The organism is Pseudobacter sp., assembly GCF_051955275.1.
In the GTDB taxonomy this organism is placed as follows: domain Bacteria; phylum Bacteroidota; class Bacteroidia; order Chitinophagales; family Chitinophagaceae; genus Pseudobacter.
This window is the reverse complement of sequence record NZ_JBQCGW010000138.1, coordinates 16,792-36,894: the sequence shown is the minus strand read 5'-3', so window position 1 is coordinate 36,894 and position 20,103 is coordinate 16,792. Positions and strand designations below refer to the sequence as shown.

The following is a 20,103-nucleotide window of genomic DNA, read 5'->3' as shown; positions in this document are numbered from 1 at the left end:
GTCATATGAAATCGATTATCAGAATATTGTCCGTTTTGCCAATGCTGCTGCTGGTGATGTGCAAGAAAAAAGATGCAGTGCTGCCCGAAGGCACACTCACGGCAAAGGACTATGTATACAATAACGCCATCAAGAAATTTCAGCCTGAAGAAACGGTGAGCGGCAACCTGAGCACCAATATCCAGCTGAAAACAATTTACTACTACCTGCAACGCCAGGGCAAGACAGACACCCTGCTGCAGGTAGACTTTCCCGCTGATGCGCCTACGGGTTATGATTTTTCCCTGAAGGCCGCTTCCTGGTCGGGCGTAAGCCTGATCGGAGCCAAAGGCATAAAAGTACTGGCCGTGCAGGATAATAATACCTACCTGGAGAAGATCGTGGCGATCCGGTATTTCGATCCTGCCGCACCCGTAATTTCCGAGGTACCGGAAACGATCACGCCACAACTGACAGGCCTCACCGCCATCACCGGCAAACTCTCATCGCCTACGGGTATCAGTAAGGTGAATATCTACGACAATGCCACCGGCAATTTTGAACTGGTTGGGTCCGTGGAGGGCAACAATGCAAAAGACCTCACCCTCAACTACCAGTATGAGTACAACGATGGCGCCGGCCAGCTGAAGATCGAGGTAGTGGACATTTATCAATTAAAAGCTGAAAAAGTTGTACAGTTTGTAAATATTCCGTTCAAACCAGTGATTACTTTTGCATCAGCAGTACTGAAAGTGGCGTTGCCGGATAGCAAGCCGGCAGTGAAAGGGACCATCAAATCATTTACAGCGCTCACTACCGTGAATGCTTATATTGTAAAAGCCAGCGGCAATACCCTGTATCAGGCCATCACACCAGTGCTGGAGAACAGTGAGCCCAATGAGTTCAATTACAGTTTTGAAGTAAATGGATTTCCATTTGCGGATGATGTAACGGGCGTGAGGATCGAAGCCAGTGATGCAACCGGCACAACAGCCGGCAGCAATCCAACGCAGATCCTCCCATTCTGGTACTGGAAGAATGTGACCATGATGGCGCAGGGTAATACCACCACCACTTCTCCCAGTTGCTTCTTCATCGGGGAACCAGGAAGGCCCACCATCAGTCCATGTGATGCCAATGCAGATCCTTCGCTCCATGCGAAGATCGAAATAGCGATCTTCTGTAACAGCACCCCGCTGCTGGCATTTCAGAATCCGTCGGCCATTTCAAGCGGCACCCTCACCACCTTCAAATGTAACGGTGGCAACTGGGACCCGCCACTGCCGAATGCCACCACCCTTACGAAGACCACTTACCGGGTACTGTCCGGTGCTGCCGAAACCGCAGTGAGAACAAAACTGGATGCTATGAACTTTGATGACCTGGCAACAGCCACCTTCTTTGCTGGTGTGCAGGCGCCAACGGCCAGTGCGCCCAACAGCAGCACATTTGCCGCCAACTCACTGATCTATGCCAATACCACACCTCCCGGAGGAAGTACGGCTAAGAATATCCTGCTGAAAGTGATCAACGTGAATGTGGTGGGACTGCCCAATCAGAGCACATCCACCATTACAATGGATATATTAAGAGAAAAGTAAAACAACCACTATATGGATCAATCTTCTATCATTGAAACCATTAAAGCTATCGAAGTAGAATCACCGGTTGACAAGATCATCCGCCAGTTGAAACAGCTGATGAGTGAAGGCCTGCTTAAACCCGGCGACCGCCTCCCGGCAGAGCGGATCCTGGCAGAGAAATTCGGTGTAGGCCGCACTTATGTGCGCGATGCCATCCGCAAACTGGAATTCTTCGGCCTGCTCAAAACATCACCCCAGAGCGGCACTTACGTAGCGCAGTACAATATCCAGATGATGGAAGGCATCCTAAACGATATCATCAATTTCAATAAGAACGACTTCTTTGCGCTTATTGAAGCACGTTATTATATGGAGATCAATGCAGCCAGGCTGGCCGCACAGCGCAGGACCGAAGAAGATCTGGAATCCCTGCGTGCCGCCGTGGCAGCCTATGATGCAAAGATCAATGCAAAGGAGAATGCCGTACAGGAAGACATGTTCATTCACCTCAAGATCGCCAATGCCGCCAAGAACTCCGTAATGGAATCCATGCTGCTCCTGCTGTTGCCCGATATCATCCGCAATATCATAGAAAAAAAGATCTGCGGAGAGTACCGCAGCGCCGAAGCCATGGCTGAACACCACGAGATCCTGAAAGCCATTGCCGACCAGGATGAAGATGCAGCAGCACTGGCCATGGCCAATCACCTGGACGATATCCTGCGGATCAGCAGCACTCAGAAACACCTGGCAATAACATAAATCAAAGGCTTTGAAAAAACGAAACAATCCGATGTTGCTCACAGCAACCCTGCTGCTGGCCATGAACACAGGTTACAGCCAGCGCATACCCGTGAAAGATAATCAGGAACTGAGATCCGCATTGAACAAAGCTAAACCGGGCGACAGTATTGTACTGGCCAACGGAACCTGGAAGGATGTTTCCATGCTTATTACTTCATCCGGCAGTGCCGGAAAACCCATCGTGGTAATGGCCGAAACTCCGGGCAGTGTGAAGCTTACCGGTAATTCATTCATCCGTTTCGGCAGTGATCATGTAACGGTTTCAGGTTTACATTTCACGGATGGATATGCAGTGGAAAAATCCATCGTTGACTTTCGTAAAAGCGACAGGCTGGCCAACAACTGCCGCCTCACCCAATGCGTGTTCGAGAACTTCAGCAAACCCAGCCGATCTGACGATGACCACTGGATCACGCTCTGGGGAAAACAGAACCGAATCGATCACTGCGTGATCGGCAACAAGCTCAATACCGGTACCACCCTCATCGTGGAACTGAACGACGAACGCTCGCAGCACAATGAACATAGCATCGACAGCAATTATTTCAGAGGCCGCCAGCCACTGGGATCCAATGGTGGTGAGACCATCCGCATTGGGGTAAGTCGCTATTCCCTCGCCAGCAGCAATACCCGCGTACATCATAACTATTTTGAAAGATGCAACGGGGAAGTGGAGATCATTTCCGTAAAGAGCTGCAATAATATGCTTACGGAAAATACCTTCTACGAATGTGAAGGCGGACTGGTGCTTCGCCATGGCTCCGGTAATACCGTGCTCAACAATATTTTCATTGGTAACAACAAACCCTATACCGGTGGGGTACGGGTGATCAACCCCGGTCACACTGTATCTAACAACCTTTTCATCGAATTGGCCGGAAAAGGCTTCCATGGCGGTTTTACGGTACTGAATGGTGTGCCAAATTCACCGCTCAACCGTTATATGCAGGTAACGGATGTGGACATCCATCACAACACCTTCATAAACTGCAAGACCATCCTTTTCGGCGCCGGTAAAGATGAAGAAAGAACATTGCCTCCGGCACGCGTTACTTTCAGGGATAATTTCATCCTCAACAGCAATGCCACACTTTATGAAGATGCCAACAACGATGGCGGTATCACGTTTAAGAACAACCGCTTTTCCGGTAAAACGGTAGCATCTGTACCCACTGGTTTTAGCTCCGACAAACCTTCTCTCACTGCTGTATCGTATTCGGGTCAGCAGTTCAAGGTGCCTGCTTCCAAAGAGGGAGCGGACCTCAGTAAACTGAACTGGATGAGCGCCGCTAATACCGGCGCCTCCTGGTTCAACCCTGAACTGGCAACCGTTCGTCAGCCTGCCGTGCATGCAGTGGCAGCCGCCGACAGCCAGCAGCTGCCTTCCATTGTAGAACGGGCAGCATATGGCGATGTGATTGAGCTGACCGAAGCTGGCAATTATAAAATTGACAAATCACTGGTGATCTCTAAACCACTTGTGATCAGGAGAAAAAGCGGCCTGGCCGGAAAGCCGCAACTGGTGAATATTTCAGCAGCCAGTCTTCCTGCCTTCATTCTCCTTGACAGCGGGGGCAGTGTTGAAGTGGAGAATATCATCTTCAACAGTTCCTACGAAAACTATGAAGCCGTTAAATCCGGCATCAGCACCGGCAACAAGCCCGTAAGCGCACACTATCTCCTGAAAGTGGATGGCTGTGAGTTCATCAACTTCAACGAAGGCGGACATGTATGCATCAAAGGCACCAAAGGCACTTATGCGGACTCCGTGATCATCAGCAATTCCGTATTCCGCAACAATGCCGGTATGGGCATCGATTATGGCGCAGAGAAAGATGATAAAGGCATTTACAATCTTGCATATCTGCGCGTGTACAATTCCGTATTCGCCAATACACTCAGCGGGGCCATCAATGTATACAGGGGTGGGAACGATGAGAGCACTACCGGTCCGGAAGTAACCATCGATCACTGCACCTTTCATAATGTGGAGAACCGCATGCAGGGCACAGTAGTAAAGCTTATCGGTGTGCAGGTGGCCAGTATCACCAACAGCGTTTTCAATTACAGCGGAAAGGGCGGCAGGATCATCTGGTTTGAAGAGATGGCCTGGGACAAACTCAATATCGATTATTGCAATGTGTACGACAGCGGCCGAATCAGCACATTCTTCAACAAAGCCACCGGAAAGAACATCGTAAAAACAAAACCCGTATTCCGTAATGCAGCCGCCAATGATTTCAGGATCGTGGCAGCCGGCAATATGAACGGCAACGATGGTAAACCCATGGGCATACTTTAATTCGAGCGTACTATGAGAACTATTTTTCTTTCCATATTGATCATGCTTGCGGGTATTTACTCGCAGGCGCAATCACATCCCTCCATCATGCTCACGCAGCAGCATATTGCGGCGGTGAGGCGTGGGGTAGAGGATTTCCCGGTAATGGCCTCCAGCTTCAAAACAGTGAAGAAGGATGCCGACAAGGCGCTTAAATCCGGTATTGAAGTACCAACACCTGCCGATGGCGGTGGCGGCGTTACCCATGAAAAACATAAAAAGAATTACCAGCAGGCACTGGCTTGCGGCATTGCCTTTCAGATAACGAAAGACGAGCGTTATGCCCGCTATGTAAAAGAATTATTGCTCCAATACGCAGCCGTGTACAATACCTGGGGCAGGCATCCCAAACGCAAGCAGGAACCCGGCGGAAAGATCTTCTGGCAGAACCTGAACGACTGCGTATGGCAGGTGTATATGATCCAGGCCTATGATTGCGTGTACAACGCCATCCCGGCTGCAGACAGAAAAAAAATCGAAGAGGATCTCTTCGCCTCCGTGGTGAAGGAACTCTCCGTAGTAAACGGCTCTATCTTCAACAAAGTGCATAATCACGGCACCTGGTCGGTGGCCGCAGTTGGCATGACCGGTTATGTGACCGGCAGAAAAGAATGGGTGCAGCAGGCACTGCACGGCACAAAACTGGATGACAAAGGCGGCTTCCTCGCACAACTCAACCAGTTGTTTTCACCCGACGGCTATTATGCAGAAGGGCCGTACTACCAGCGTTACGCCATCCTGCCTTTCATGCTATTTGCAAAAGCCATCCACCAGTATGAGCCAGGATTCAGGATCTATGATTTCCGCAGCGGTTTGCTGAAGAAAGCAGTGAACACAGCATTACAATGCACCTACACCAATAAGGTTTTCTTCCCGCTCAATGATGCCATCAAGGACAAGACCTATGAAACGGAAGAAATGGTCTATGCAGTGAATATCGCATACAGTGATATGCAGGCAGGGGATGATCTCCTTGATATTGCACAACAGCAGGAGAGAGTGATCATCAGTGATGCCGGTCTGAGCGTGGCCAAAGCCATTGCTGCCGGCAAAACAAAGCCCTTCGCTTACAAGCCACAATGGATCAATGATGGCGCAGACGGCAAAGGTGGCGGCATCGGCATCCTGCGCAGCGGCCCCAACAGCAACCAGCTCTGCGTAGTGATGAAGGCAGGCACGCAAGGTATGGGCCATGGCCACTTCGACAGGCTCAACCTGCTGGTGTATGATAACAACGGAGAAGTATTCAGCGATTATGGAGCCGTTCGTTTCCTGAACGTGGAAACCAAGAATGGAGGCAACTATACCAAAGAGAATGATACCTGGGGTAAACAAACCGTAGCCCACAACACCCTGGTGGTGGATGAGCAATCCCATTTCAACAATAACGAGAAAATAGGAGAGGAGTTTACGCCTTCACTGGTGAACTTCACTGTCAACAACCGCTACCAGGTGGTGAGTGCCGAAGAGAAGAATGCCTACAAAGGCACCAACCTCTGGCGCTCTGCCATACTCTTCACACCTGATGAAGAAGAGCAGGCCATACTGATAGATGTATTTGCCGCGAACAGCCAGCAGCCACACCAGTACGATCTTCCCTTCTGGTACCAGGGGCATGTCACTGACCTGGGCTTCCCGGCAGAGATAAACAAAAAGCAATTGTCCGCGCTCGGCAGGAGTGATGGATACCAGCATATCTGGCTCAACGGAAGCGGTATTCCTTCCAAAGGCAAGCCATATATAACTGTGTTGAACAACCGTAAATTCTACACCACCTCTTTTGTGGCGGATACGGCAACGCGTGTAAAACTGCTAACCCTGGGCGCCGACGATCCCAACCTTAATCTGCGTACTGAAAAAGCATTCATGCTGACGCAGCCTGCGGCCACCAGTCATACTTTCATCAGCATCACCGAGCCGCATGGCAGGAACAATACCATTGCGGAAGTGACCACCGGGGCTAAGGCGCAGGTGAAAGACCTTACACTGCTTTCATCAACCAACGGCATTATTCAATTCATCTTTGCATACAAAAAGAAAACCTATAAAATCAGCATCAGGCGCAATGAGCCCAACTCATTCCTGGTAATAGAATAAAAAATAACAATCATGAGAGCAAGCAGCGAGTTTCAGTTTGAACAGGAGATCCCCTGGGAAGACCTCAACAACGGGATCAAGAGACAGGTATACGGTTATGACGATAATATCATGCTGGTAAAAGCAAAATTCGAAAAAGGAGCGGTAGGCACCCTGCATGAGCACCCACACGTACAGGTGACCTATGTAGAGAGCGGTGTATTTGAAATGACCATCGGCGATCAGAAGAAGATCATCCGCAAAGGCGATGGTTACTACGTTCCGCCGCACGTGATCCATGGCTGTGTATGCCTGGAACCCGGCCTGCTGGTGGATGTGTTCAGCCCGCTCAGAGAAGATTTTTTACCCTGATCACCTCAATAAATCATGAGTATGAAAACATTCATTTTCGCATTAGCCCTCCTGGCCGCCGCACCGGTTATGGCACAGGAAGAAACAAAAGACTCAGTAAAGAAAGTACAGTTACCTGCCGGTTATACTTCACAGATAGATGTAGTGTACACCAAAGGAAAGGACTGGGAACAGAAACTGGATCTCTATCTGCCAGCCAATACCGGCAAACCCACAGCCGTACTGATCAATATCCACGGCGGCGGCTGGAACCATGGCACCAAAGAATCACAGACAGGCTTCAGCACTTTCTTCAAAATGAATTTTGCCGTCTGCAATATCGAATACCGTCTCACCGGCCAGGCCACAGCACCGGCCGCTGTTGAAGACGCACGCTGTGCGCTGATCTACCTGATCAAAAATGCCAGGGCTTTGAATATCGATGTCAACCGCATCGTGATCATGGGCGGCAGCGCAGGCGGTCACCTGGCGCTGATGGCTGGACTGCTCGGCAACGATCATCGATTCGATGGCAATTGCCCGGGTGTTGAGAATGTGAAAGTAGCCGCCATCATTGACAAATACGGCATCACGGATGTGAATGACTGGGCCTACGGCACCAATATCACCAGTAAGTCGGCTACCCGCTGGCTGGGTGATAAAGCCAAAGACCCTGCATTTATAAAATCAGTATCGCCCATCAATTTCGTGAACAAGAACAATCCACCTGTATTCATCGTGCATGGCGATGCAGATCCCACCGTGCCTTACCAGCAGTCTGTTGACCTGCATAAGAAACTGGTGGAAGCAGGTGTAAAAACCGAGTTCATGACCATTGAAGGCGGCAAGCATGGCGGCTTTCCCAAAGAGAAAGCGTCTGAGCTGAACAGGGCTATTGCTAAATTCCTGGTGGATTTGGGAATACCGGATAAAAAGTAAGGGATCCAAGAACAAGGTGTGGCGTAAAGTAACATGGTGTGGCGTAAAGTAATAAGGTGTACCCAGTCGCTCGCGTCCCCGCGAGTGACTTATATTCCGTCGCCTCCGGCGACGCGGTATTCACCAGAGGCGAACAAATAGCAGTAACTCGCCGGAGGCGAGCTACTGGGCATACGCTGCTTCCACTGGGCACACGTTGTTTCCACGGCCAAACGCTGCCTCTACCGGGCAGCGAAAGAAATCTAAAAACAAGAAATGGCTCAAACACAAACAGGCAAATTCCAGGTAAAAGGTCTCCGCTGGTGGATCATCTCCCTCATCGGATTGGCTACCATCATCAACTATATAGACCGTGGAGCCATCAACTTCATGTGGCCCTATATCTATAAGGATTTCGGAATTGCGGAAGCCGACAGCAAGAGCACCCTGGCCCTTATCACCACTTTCTTTATGATCGCTTATGCCATCGGGCAAACGATCACGGGAAAAATGATGGACGCAATAGGAACTCGCTTAGGCATGGCCGTTAGTATAGTGGGCTGGAGCATTTCCATAGGCCTGCATGCGCTCGCCAGGAGCATTCTCAGCTTCAATATCTTCCGCTTTCTGCTGGGGATCAGCGAAGCGGGAAACTGGCCCGGTGCTACCAAGAGCAATGCAGAATGGTTCCCTCCCAAAGAGCGTGCTATTGCGCAGGGCATCTTTGGTGCAGGGGCGTCTATCGGCGGGGTAGTGTCCGCACCAGTGATTGCAGCACTCTTCCTGGCTTTCGGCTGGAAGATCACTTTCCTGCTTATCGGTGTGCTCGGCTTTCTCTGGCTGATCCCCTGGTTATGGATCAATAAGAATACACCCGATAAACATCCCTGGATCACACCGGAAGAACAGGCGCATATCCAGGGAGGACAGGTACAGGCGCAGTCTGCAAAAACAGAAGCGCCGGCCACTGTATACACCTGGAAACAGCTGCTCAATTTCAAGAGCACATGGGGCATCCTCAGCAGCCGCTTCTTCATCGATCCTGTATGGTGGATGTTTGTCACCTGGCTGCCAACTTTCCTGAAAGAACAATATGGCTTCGACATGAAACAGATCGGGGCATTCGCCTGGGTGCCGTATTTCTTTGCAGCGGTAGGCGGACTGGCAGGAGGCTTCTATTCATCTGCACGCATCAAGCGCGGTGTGGATGCGGCCAAAGCCAGAAAGAGCGCCATCACCATCGGGAGCGTGATCATGCTGTTATCACTCTGCGCGATCGCATACTATCTCGAAGAATTGAAGGAGCAGCCGGGTATGGCCATCGCCTTCATCAGCGCCACGCTCTTTGGATTCCAGTTCCTGATCAATAACCTGCAGACTTTGCCCGGTGATTATTTCCATGGCAGAAATGTAGGAACAGTAGCAGGTATGGGTGGCACTACTGCGGTTGCAGGTACGCTCATCACTACCTGGATGGTTCCGGTGATCACCAAAGTAAGTTATACCTCCTTTTTCATCATGGGCGCACTGATGGTCCCCATCGCATGGTGCTGCATCATGTTCATTTCATCCAAAAAACAATTTAAACAAGAGAATATATGAGACTACAGGGAAAAGTTGCCATCGTTTCCGGCGGCGGAAGAGATATCGGCAAAGCCGTGTCCGTTAAACTTGCGCAGCAGGGCGCGAAAGTAGTGGTGAATTATTTCAGCAGCGAGCAACAGGCGCAGGAAACCCTGAATGCTATCAAAGCCATCGGTGGCGAAGCAATCGCGGTGAAAGGCGATATGAGCAAAGGGGAAGATGTGGCCCGGGTTGTGAGCGAAGCCCAGCAGGCTTTCGGAAATGAAATTCATATACTGGTGAATGTGGCTGGCGGTATGGTTGCACGTAAGCTCCTTGCAGATATGGATGCAGACTTCTGGGACCATGTGATGGACCTCAACGTGAAGTCCGCTTTCCTGCTCACCAGGCAGGTTGTGCCCCATATGCCTGCAGGCAGTGCAGTGGTCAACTTCTCTTCCCAGGCTGGCAGGGATGGTGGCGGCTTCGGAGCCTCTGCCTATGCAACTGCCAAAGGCGCCGTGGCTACTTTTACCAAAGCGATGGCAAAAGAGCTTGGTCCAAAAGGCATCCGCGTGAACGCGGTGGACCCCGGCATGATCGCCACCTTCTTCCACGACAGCTTCACCAAGCCTGAAGTACGTCAGAATGTGGCCAATTCCACTCCATTGCGCAGGGAAGGCAAGGCGGAAGAAGTGGCCGACCTTGTGGTATATCTTGCCAGCGATGAAGCCAGCTTTATCACAGGCGCCAATATCGATATCAACGGAGGTACTTATTTTTCTTAAACATACTGGTTTGTCCCTGTTGAAAATCACTGGTTAAACAGCGGGCTGCACGCATGTGCGGCCCTTTTCCTATCTTGTTGGGTAGTAGCCGGCCTACAACCGGAACCAACAGGTTGACGTACATTTGAAAACTAACCAGGAAAAGGAAGTATATGGACAGTACCAAAAGATTCAGCAACAGGGTAGAGGATTATGTAAAGTACAGGCCACATTATCCCAGGCAGATCATCAGCTTCCTGGAAGAGGAGTATGATCTGGACAATAAAAAAGTGATCGCAGATATCGGAGCAGGAACAGGGATCTCCTCAATACCCTTCCTGGAAACAGGTTACCAGGTGAAGGCCGTGGAGCCTAACACGGAAATGCTCAATAAAGCCATTGAAGTATTGGGAAATTTTCCGGAATTCACAGCGGTTAAGGGCACTGCAGAAAACACCACATTACCCGAAAATAGCGTGGATGCCATCATAGCAGGACAAGCTTTCCACTGGTTCGACCGGGAAAAATGCAAAACAGAATTCAGAAGGATCCTGAAAAAAGACGGTTTGCTGGTGCTGATCTGGAACGAAAGACTCTCCGAGACACCATTTGAAAGAGAATATGATGCACTGATCCTGCAACATGCCATCGATTATGTAAAAGTGGACCATCGCAATATCAGGGACGAAGACATTGCCCTCTTCTTCGATCCGGCTCCGATGCAACTGAATATATTCCCCAATAAACAGGTTTTCGATTATGAAGGCCTGAAAGGAAGGCTCATGTCCTCTTCGTATATGCCTGCCAAAGGTGATGCCGGTTATGATGAAATGCTGGAAGACCTGGAACGCCTGTTTCAAAGGTACAAGGAGAACGAGCTTATCGTGATCAATTACGCCACCAAACTGTATTCCGGCGTCTTCTGAGAATTTCTTTTAAAAATATTATCCGGCCTTCACCCTTTTCCGGCTGCATGGTGTTAGATAGTTAACCAAACATCTGTCATTGCGATGAAGAAACTGCTCCTCTCCATTGATCCGGATAACTGTAACTCAATATATACTCTTGGCCCGCCCGGAATACCCGGTCAGGGTCCCTGGTACCCGATTAAGCGCCAATAGGGCCGGAAGCAGCTAAATTATTTTATATTTGACTGTTGCCCGCCGATGAAAAATGCTTCATTTTACCTTTCCTGTATAACTGCTTAAAACGCCTATTTTTCGGATTTGCTAATGGAAGGTAACCAGGGAAATATTATAGATCTGTCAGCTCTTGAAGTGCTCTTCAGAGAACATTACCAGGCATTATGCCAGGCTGCCTACTACGTGAGTGGGAGTGAAGAGGCCGCCCGGGATGTAGTGCAGGATTTCTTTTTCCTCTGCTGGAACAGGCGAAAGGAAATGGTGATCATTGGAGATTTTAAAAGTTATGCGCTTCGTGCCGTGAAAAATGCAAGTCTGAATTACCTGAGAAATAATAAGAAAATAGCTGTCACCGATGAATCGGTCTTCATCAATGCTGCCGCAGAACAGCCCAAATCAACATTTGACAATGCCGATGAAGAGGAGAAGAACAAGGCACTCTGGAAGGCCATCGAAAAGCTGCCCGAACAAAGAAAGGCCATCTTTCTGTCATCTAACCAGGAAGGTCTGACCTACGCACAGGTGGCGGAAAAAATGGGAATTTCCATCAATACAGTGAAAACACAGATCAGGCTTGCATACCAGTTCCTCCGGCAGGAATGTGCGTGGCTGCTCCATTTGCTGTTGCTGTATTTCTTTATAAAAAAATAAATGAAAAGCCATTCACCCTTATCGGTCCGGATGGTGTTTAACAGGTGCTGATACTATTCATATGGAACTGAAAGAAGAAGATAATATCCGTTGGCAGAAGCTTGAAGAGCAACTTGACCAGCCTTCCATCGATCCGGAACAATCCGGCCTTACAGGGGAGGAGCGGAGTGTATTGCTATTCTTCAAAAGGTTGAGAGCAAGGCTCAGGCCCGTGAACGCGGATAAAAGCTTTCCGGTGAACGAGGGCTGGGAAAGCCTGAGAGAACGTATCGGAAATGAAGACATTGCTTCCGGCAGCGGAACCAGAGTGGTGAGCCTCTTCCGATACAAGCTGGCTGCAGCTGCAGTGTTACTGCTGCTGGCTGCCGGAGCTTTCTGGTGGTTTGCACCCTCCGGCAAAAAAGGAGCAACTGGCCTGGCAGACCACCGTGATTCAGTAAGCCGCGCAGACCAGCCTCCAACAGGCGATGTACAGTTGGTACTGGCAGACGGTCAAAAGCTGAACCTGGGTAAACGTCAATCCATAACCGAAAAAAACGGTGTTGCCATCGATGCCACGGAAGAACAACTGGTCTATGGCCAGGCTGGCAGTAAATCCGGCGAGGTATTATACAACACACTGATAGTTCCCAGGGGCAAGAAATCACAGGTGAAGCTGCCTGATGGCACACTGGTGTGGCTGAATGCGGAATCACGCCTTAAGTTCCCCGTTTCCTTCAACGGCCTGAAGCGCGAAGTGACGCTGGAAGGCGAAGCATATTTCGATGTTGAAAAAGATGAGAACAAACCATTCATCGTTCACAGCGGCAGCCTTTATGTGGAAGTACTTGGAACGGCCTTCAATGTAAAGGCATATGACAGGATCGTATACACAACACTTGAAAAAGGAAAAGTAAGAGTAAGTGATCCATCCAATGCTGTGGTGCTGACACCCGGTGAACAATCTTCTTATAATACCGAAACAGGAAAATCAGGCAAGTCGCCCGTGTTCACGAGACTGTTCACTGGCTGGAAGGATGGAGAGTTGTACCTGGAAGACCAGTCACTCGGCAATATTGCAGTGATGCTGAGCCGTTCATATGATTATGAGTTTGAGTTTGAAGATTCATCTCTGAAGGATATCCGGTTTACAGTAGACATAGCCGCGCCGGACAACCTGCAGGCAGTACTGGACCATATCAGTTCCACTACCGAGGGACTAAAGTTCACCGTGTCCGGTAGAGTGGTGCGTGTATCCCGTTGATGGCTGACCATACCCTTTAAACCTTCCTATCCTTTAAGGCCCGATGCCGGCCTGATCTGATCAAATTTAAACTGCTTTGAAATGAGAAATTTTGTATTGCTACCTGTTCCAAAACGGGCGCGTGAGCTTATTATGTACTCCGCGCTGCTACTACTGCTGGCCAGCTCTTCTCTCTCCGTTTATGCCCAGGCAAAAAGGCCCCTGGACAAAAAAATCAATTACAAAGTATCGAATGTGTCGCTGGCAGAAGCCCTGCGCAAACTAAAGGAATTATCAGGAGTTCATATTTCCTTTCAGCAGGATGAAGTGAGCAAACAACCCAATATTTCCGTAGAACTTTCCGACAAATCAGGCCGCCAGGTGCTCGACAAGATCCTTGCCGGTACTTCCCTGGTTTATGTGGAAGGAACCACTGGCGATATTCTGCTGGTTACCAGGCAGACAAAAAAAGAAAGTGTAAGGGCCGGCAAGTTATACAATGTGAACGGGCAGGTGGTGGATAACCAGGGAGCTCCGCTTTCAAATGTTTCCATCATGGTGCTTCCTGAAAAAAGAGGTCTCACTACCGATTCCAAAGGGGTATTCAACCTCACGGCAAAAGAGAACGACATCCTTCGCTTCAGCTACCTCGGTATGAAAACCGAACAGGTAGTGGTAAAAAAGGATGATTTTATAAAAATTGCACTGGACACGGCACCTACTGTGATGACTGAATATGTGGTGACCGGTTATCAGAAGATCGATAAACGAATGCTCACCGGTGCTGTTACTGTGTTAAAGGCTGAAGATTTCATGCAGCCCGGTGTGGCATCCGTTGCACAGATGTTGCAGGGTAAAGTTCCTGGCATGACCACTGTATTCAATTCCGGCAGCCCGTCTGCCGCGCCGAAGATCCGCATCCGTGGTACTTCCACCATCCTTGGTAATGCAGCGCCACTTTGGGTAGTGGATGATATTATACGGGAAGACAAGGTAAACCTGAACCCGCTGCAATTGAATGCCGCCCTGGCCGACGCTTCCAATTCAAACTTTGCCATTGTAGGGAATGCCATTGCAGGTGTGAATCCCAACGATATCGAAAGCGTCACCGTACTTAAAGATGCGGCTGCCACCTCCGTGTATGGAGTACGGGCCGCAAACGGAGTGATCGTGGTGAGAACAAAACGCGGGAAAGCAGGTCCCACAAGTTTCGGTTATTCATCATCGGTAGGCTTCACAGGCAGACCCAATTATGATCAGCTCTACCTGATGAATTCCCAGGAACGGGTTAACTTTTCCAGGGAAATGATCAATGATGGCATTTATTATGCTACTCCTCCGATAGATATCTCTTATGAAGGCCTGGTGGTAAAGCTCAACAACAGGGAAATCACACAGGAAGAATTTGCCGCTAAAGTGAAGGAGCTGGAATACATGAATACCGACTGGTTGAAAATGCTGACCAGGAATGCCCTCAATCACACTCATTCCATCAGCATTTCCGGCGGCACAGGCAAAACAACTTATTATTTTTCCGGTGGCTATAACAGTAACAAAGGAGCCATGAAAGGAGACGATCTGGAACTCTATTCTGCAAGGGCAAACCTGGATATCGATGCAACCCGCAAGCTGCGGATCTCCATCGGGCTGGATGCCAGTTACAGGAAAGCATCCGGCTTTTACGGATTGAACCCGCTGGACTATGCATTGAGAACTTCTAGAGCCATCTCCCCGGACCAGTTCTACCAGAAAGGAACAGCCTCTGTAAGTTACGGAGGTGTAACATACAATAACCCCATACATTATAACTTCCGGAATGAACTGGCACAGTCAGGTAATTCAAACAGCGGCACTGATGCCAACCTGGTGGCCAGCCTGAATTACAGGGTAATGAAAGGACTTACGTTCACGGCAAACTATGGCATGAGCGCTGCCTCCAGCACCACTTTCGCTTTTCAGTCAGACCGCACACATGCCGTAGCCATTCACAGGGGATTCGACTTCGGTGCGTTCGACAAAAGCACACAGATGTTCCAGAACTCCCGCTTTCCTAATGGGGGAGTAGCATATCCCCAGAATGTAAATTCTCTGAACTTTACTGCGCGCCATCAGCTGCGTTACGACCTTAACCTGTTTGAGAACAGGGACCAGTTCAGTATCGATCTGGGCAACGAGATCAGGTCATTGAAATCAGATGGTATCAGCAGTGTGGAAATTGGATATTATCCTGACAGAGGCAATACTTATTTCAGCGACGCTTATACTGCTGCACCTGCACCAAGACATTCCATAGTATCAACCAATACACTTGAAAACTATCTGTCCTGGATGGGAATGGTCAGCTACCGGCTGCTGGGCAAGTATACCGTGTACGGCACAGTGCGTACAGACGGATCTAACCGCTTCGGACAGTATTCCAATTCACGGTTCCTGCCTAACTGGGTGATCAGCGGCCGTTGGGATGTACATTCGGAAAACTGGTTCAGAGACAGGAAATGGCTGACCCAGCTATCCATCAGAGCATCTTATGGTTCTGCAGGTAATGTGGTACGTGATGTTGGCCCGAACCTGATCGCAAAATACCCCAGCAATCCCTTCGATACCAGGTCAGGAGAATCGCTGCTTGAATTGAAAAGCCTGCCTTATCCGGAATTACGTTGGGAAAAAACAAAAAGTTATAACCTGGGCGTTGATGCGAGCTTCTTTGAAGGACGTGTGAACCTGAGCTTTAATGCATACCGCAAAGTCACCAGTGACCTGCTTACGTCCAAAAATATCGGACAGGAATATGGCATGGCCCAGATGTATATGAACTATGGGGAAATGAACAATTCCGGATGGGACGGAACTATCACGGTAACTCCTGTCAGGAAAAAGAATTTTGAATGGTCACAAACCTTTAACTTCTCTTATGTAAAAAATGAGGTAGGGAACTCCCAGAGCTTATTCACCCTGTTCGATTACCTCAATGGTACCGTGATCCTTCCAGGTACACCCCTTGAATCATTTTACTCTTTCAATTTTACAGGGCTCAGCCCACAGAATGGTCTTCCGCTTTATGACTTCAGGTATAAAAAAGAGGCCTATAACCCTGACGACCCGGGAAGCTTCCTGGTGTATTCCGGTCCCAGGGACCCAACACTTGAATTCGGTTCCACTACCTCTATCCGCTATAAACGATTTTCATTCGGAGCCAATTTTGTGGTAAAGACAGGCAACAAAAGACGATTGAACAAACTGTTCTCTACCGGAAATGCAGCGGTCAGTGTACCTAACGAAGAGGCCAATCTTTCCAGGGAATACCTTGATCGCTGGAGGAAACCAGGTGACGAAAAATATACGAATATTCCGGCCTTTACCAATATTCCCGCAGGTTCCCCATTCTTTGATGTGGATATGCCGGTATTGTCAACGTTCGGGAAGAATCCTTACATGATCTATGATTATTCTACCGCCCGCCTTGTGAGTGGCAACTACCTGCGCTGCACGAGCATGTCGCTCGGTTATACTTTTGCGGATAAAAAACTGCTGAAATGGGGCGTAAGGAACATGACCCTTTCCGGATTCATTGCCAATCCATTCATCATTACCAGCAAGGAATTCCGCGGACAGGACCCTGAAGCTTCAAATCTCGGCAGCACTGCATTGCCTATTACAAGGAGCTATACACTTAGCCTGGGTATTGGATTTTGATCATTTTCAAACAGTCTGTTATGAACCTCAGAATATTTTATCTATTTATAGCCATCATTACGATGGGCTCATGCAAGAAATTCCTGGAAAGCCGCTCTCAGAGCGAAATGACACCGGAAACAACTGATGATTACAGCGCGCTGCTTTTCAATGAAGGATATTCAATTCCGACCACTTATTTGTATTCAGGGATCCAGTTCATGGATGATGACCTGCAGTGTTACTCTTATCCAACAGCCCAGGACGATCCCATTACAGCAGAAAAGCCACTGGGTGCTTTCTCCTGGCAATGGGACTTCGCACGCAGGATCGATGCCACCGGTTTGGCTAGCCTGGAAGTAACCAACTCCTACAAGAAATATTATGACCTGATCGCAGGCTGCAATATTGCCCTGGACAATGTTGATGGATCTGTAGGTACACAGGCAGAGAAAGACCAGCTGAAAGGGGAAGCCCTTGCGCTCAGGGCTTTTTACTATTTCAACCTGGCAAATCTTTATGGTAATCCCTACAACGATTCTACTACCACGCCGGATCAACACCTGGCGGTTCCGCTCATCCTCAGTTCCGGCTTGTCTGAAAAAATGCCCTTCCGCAACACCGTTGCCGAGGTATATGCCCAGATTGAAAAAGACCTGAACCAGGCTAATGAACTGCTTGAAAAAGGTAAGAGAATGAGCAGCTATCGCTTCAATTACCTCGCTTCCCATTTGCTGACTTCCAGGATCGGATTGTTCACAGAGAAATGGCAGGAGGTGATCACACATGCAGACAGGGTGATCAGCGTTCATCCCACCATCATCGATCTGAACACATGGCCCGAGTATTATTACATGGACCCATTCATTCCCGTTTGTACAAAACCTAATGAAGAAACATTATGGTTGTTCAGTGATGAGAAAGATTTTCAGGATATCAACGCCAGTATGCTGTACAGCATTTCAGAAGACCTGGCCAGTAAGTTTGAGGCAACAGATATCAGAACAACTCATTACTTTTCTGAATTACCTGAGTTCCTCCGGATGTATGCACCTGTCAGATATTCCAGCAATAAAAGAAATCTGGAGAATGCCCAGAAGTTCAGCGGATCAGCGTTAAGGGTTTCTGAAGCTTACCTGAACCGCGCTGAAGCGTACGCGCAGCTGTATATCAAAACCGGAGATGTAGCACAGGCCCAGAAAGCACTGGATGACCTCAACTTCCTCAGGTCAAAAAGATTCAGGCCCGCCGATTTCCAACCACTTACTTTGATGACCGGACCCGAGCTCCTGCAGTTCTGCCGGGATGAAAGAAGAAGAGAGCTCTTCTCTGAAGGCCACCGCTGGTATGATCTCCGCAGGTATGGCATGCCCGCCATCAAACATGTGTATCAGCGAAAAGGAGTGGCTGACAAGATCTATCAGCTGAATGCGCACGACCCGCAATATACTTTACAGCTGCCGGATGCTGCCACCAACCTCAACTTCAACCTGATCCAGAATCCCAAAGGACCAACAAGAGTACCCCTGAATTAACCCCACAATATTTTTATTCATGAACAAATATTTCCAGCATATGAATAAGATCCATTCAGCTGTTTACGTGGCGGTGATGCTGATTACCCTGGCTTCCTGTAAAAAGGAAAACGACATCATAAAGAATGATGATGACGCCCGGAAATACCAGCTCCCGCAGGGAAATGAACCATATGACCAGCAGATCATGGAATTCTATAAAAAATACAATTCCGTGATCCTCTACAAATACAACCAGGCGGATTTTACGTATAATTTTACCGGTCTTACTGAGGTCAATATTTCCGCGCCGGCCGCAGGCCCCAATGGTATTCAGGAAACAATCGACTTTTTACAGCAACAGCTGATCAGCAAATACCCGGAGGAATTCCTGCAAAAGAACCTGCCATTCAAGATCCTGCTTGCCTCAAAGATCCTTAAGAAGCGGGAATCATTTCCATTTGACACGCTGGAGTTGCCTGCAGCTCCGGGTTACAGCAATATCACCTTTGGTTTGACCGGCCGGCTTTCCGGCCTGTCTCACGAAGCAGCAGACTCCGCCAGGGGAGGACTGCATGGCGCTTTATGGCTGAAGGGATTGCTGATGGGGAATATTGCAGTTCCTCCAAACTTTACTCCGGCAAATTCAGGTTACTCACCCGATCCCACGTTCATGAGAGAAGCCGGATATTTCTTTTACCGGCTTGGTGGTACCATATACCAGGATGTAGCCGACTATATCACAGTAATAACCGGCCATCACAAGACCTGGCTCGATGCCAATGTGTTCACGCCTTCCTTCGACCCTAAGGGCAATTTTAAAAGGAAATACAATCTTGTGATCAACTATTACAAAACACAATACAATATAGACCTGCAGGCGATCGGTAATTTGTAAACCTCAACCAGTAAGCAAAGTATGAACATGAAAATATTCCCCGGTCGCTTTTTTTCCGCCACAAAAACCAAGGCAGGTATAATAGGGTTCAACACCAGCACAGTTTTTGAAACCCCAGAAATCCGTGAACCGGATGAAATGCAGGTGAAGATCCTGGCATTCGATAATGGCCGCGCCAATATCCGCATCGAATCACATTGTTACAATCAGAACAGGATAGGATTCACCTTCAAAGGAGGGGAACTCAACCTGAAGCTGGATACATTTACTCTTGGCAAAGCAATCGTGGATACCAGTTTCGATGTATCTGCACATTCTGATTTCATGGTGCCCATACAGCTCTGGATCGATGCAGCAGCCATGGGCAGAACAAATATGGACTTTACCAATGGCGTAACAGTGACCGTTGACGGAAAGATGAAGGGCTCCGCCTTCGGCATTGGCAAAACCCTGCCGATCCATTATGAAAAAAAACATAAGATAAACCTGATACTCCCATATGCACTGTAATTACATCATAGCTGCGGATAGCCGCTGATGAACAAATGGGAAAATCTCCGGCTTTTGATCCGGATGCCATTCCCCCTGCTTATATTGTGTAACCGTATTCCAGCAATATCAA

Annotated in this window: 15 protein-coding genes; all 15 read left to right on the top strand. The window is 48.8% G+C overall.

What is annotated here, in order from left to right:
- The first annotated feature begins 5 nt into the window (after window positions 1–5).
- The 15 genes from ACTHMC_RS11920 to ACTHMC_RS11850 all read left to right on the top strand — a co-directional run bounded on the left by ACTHMC_RS11920 (window position 6) and on the right by ACTHMC_RS11850 (window position 19,991).
- Window positions 6–1,580 carry a hypothetical protein gene (locus ACTHMC_RS11920; RefSeq protein WP_440413347.1) on the top strand — a complete coding sequence of 525 codons (1,575 nt, stop codon included), beginning with the start codon at window positions 6–8 and terminating at the stop codon, window positions 1,578–1,580.
- Window positions 1,581–1,592: 12 nt separating this feature from the next.
- On the top strand, window positions 1,593–2,324 hold the full coding sequence (locus ACTHMC_RS11915; protein ID WP_440413346.1) for a FadR/GntR family transcriptional regulator: 732 nt from the start codon (window positions 1,593–1,595) through the stop codon (window positions 2,322–2,324).
- A gap of 10 nt (window positions 2,325–2,334) precedes the next feature.
- A complete protein-coding gene (locus ACTHMC_RS11910; protein ID WP_440413345.1) occupies window positions 2,335–4,668 on the top strand; it encodes a polysaccharide lyase 6 family protein in 2,334 nt (777 codons plus the stop codon).
- Between the two features lie 12 nt (window positions 4,669–4,680).
- Entirely contained in the window at window positions 4,681–6,804 is a 2,124-nt protein-coding gene (locus tag ACTHMC_RS11905; RefSeq protein WP_440413344.1) for a heparinase II/III domain-containing protein, read from the top strand.
- Between the two features lie 12 nt (window positions 6,805–6,816).
- Window positions 6,817–7,155: a cupin domain-containing protein gene (locus ACTHMC_RS11900; RefSeq protein WP_440413343.1), complete on the top strand. Its 339-nt coding sequence runs from the start codon at window positions 6,817–6,819 to the stop codon at window positions 7,153–7,155.
- 21 nt (window positions 7,156–7,176) lie between these two features.
- Window positions 7,177–8,073 (top strand): alpha/beta hydrolase fold domain-containing protein, encoded by an 897-nt coding sequence (locus tag ACTHMC_RS11895; protein WP_440413342.1) that lies wholly within the window; start codon window positions 7,177–7,179, stop codon window positions 8,071–8,073.
- 255 nt (window positions 8,074–8,328) lie between these two features.
- Entirely contained in the window at window positions 8,329–9,654 is a 1,326-nt protein-coding gene (locus ACTHMC_RS11890) for an MFS transporter (protein ID WP_440413341.1), read from the top strand.
- Window positions 9,651–10,403, top strand: a complete 753-nt coding sequence (locus ACTHMC_RS11885) for an SDR family NAD(P)-dependent oxidoreductase (protein ID WP_440413340.1) — start codon at window positions 9,651–9,653, stop codon at window positions 10,401–10,403. Before ACTHMC_RS11890 ends, ACTHMC_RS11885 begins: the two co-directional genes overlap by 4 nt.
- A gap of 152 nt (window positions 10,404–10,555) precedes the next feature.
- The gene (locus ACTHMC_RS11880; protein WP_440413339.1) at window positions 10,556–11,308 is read left to right on the top strand and encodes a class I SAM-dependent methyltransferase; all 753 of its coding nucleotides are present in this window, start codon (window positions 10,556–10,558) and stop codon (window positions 11,306–11,308) included.
- Window positions 11,309–11,614: 306 nt separating this feature from the next.
- Complete coding sequence (locus ACTHMC_RS11875; RefSeq protein WP_440413371.1) at window positions 11,615–12,175, top strand: RNA polymerase sigma-70 factor; 561 nt, start codon at window positions 11,615–11,617, stop codon at window positions 12,173–12,175.
- Window positions 12,176–12,236: 61 nt separating this feature from the next.
- Window positions 12,237–13,418, top strand: coding sequence for a FecR family protein (locus ACTHMC_RS11870; protein WP_440413338.1), 1,182 nt, complete (start codon window positions 12,237–12,239; stop codon window positions 13,416–13,418).
- Window positions 13,419–13,499: 81 nt separating this feature from the next.
- Window positions 13,500–17,090, top strand: coding sequence for a SusC/RagA family TonB-linked outer membrane protein (locus ACTHMC_RS11865; protein ID WP_440413337.1), 3,591 nt, complete (start codon window positions 13,500–13,502; stop codon window positions 17,088–17,090).
- 20 nt (window positions 17,091–17,110) lie between these two features.
- Complete coding sequence (locus tag ACTHMC_RS11860; protein WP_440413336.1) at window positions 17,111–18,604, top strand: RagB/SusD family nutrient uptake outer membrane protein; 1,494 nt, start codon at window positions 17,111–17,113, stop codon at window positions 18,602–18,604.
- A gap of 19 nt (window positions 18,605–18,623) precedes the next feature.
- Window positions 18,624–19,481 (top strand): hypothetical protein, encoded by an 858-nt coding sequence (locus tag ACTHMC_RS11855; RefSeq protein ID WP_440413335.1) that lies wholly within the window; start codon window positions 18,624–18,626, stop codon window positions 19,479–19,481.
- A 27-nt stretch (window positions 19,482–19,508) separates the two neighbouring features.
- Window positions 19,509–19,991, top strand: coding sequence for a hypothetical protein (locus ACTHMC_RS11850; RefSeq protein WP_440413334.1), 483 nt, complete (start codon window positions 19,509–19,511; stop codon window positions 19,989–19,991).
- The last annotated feature ends 112 nt before the right edge of the window (window positions 19,992–20,103 follow it).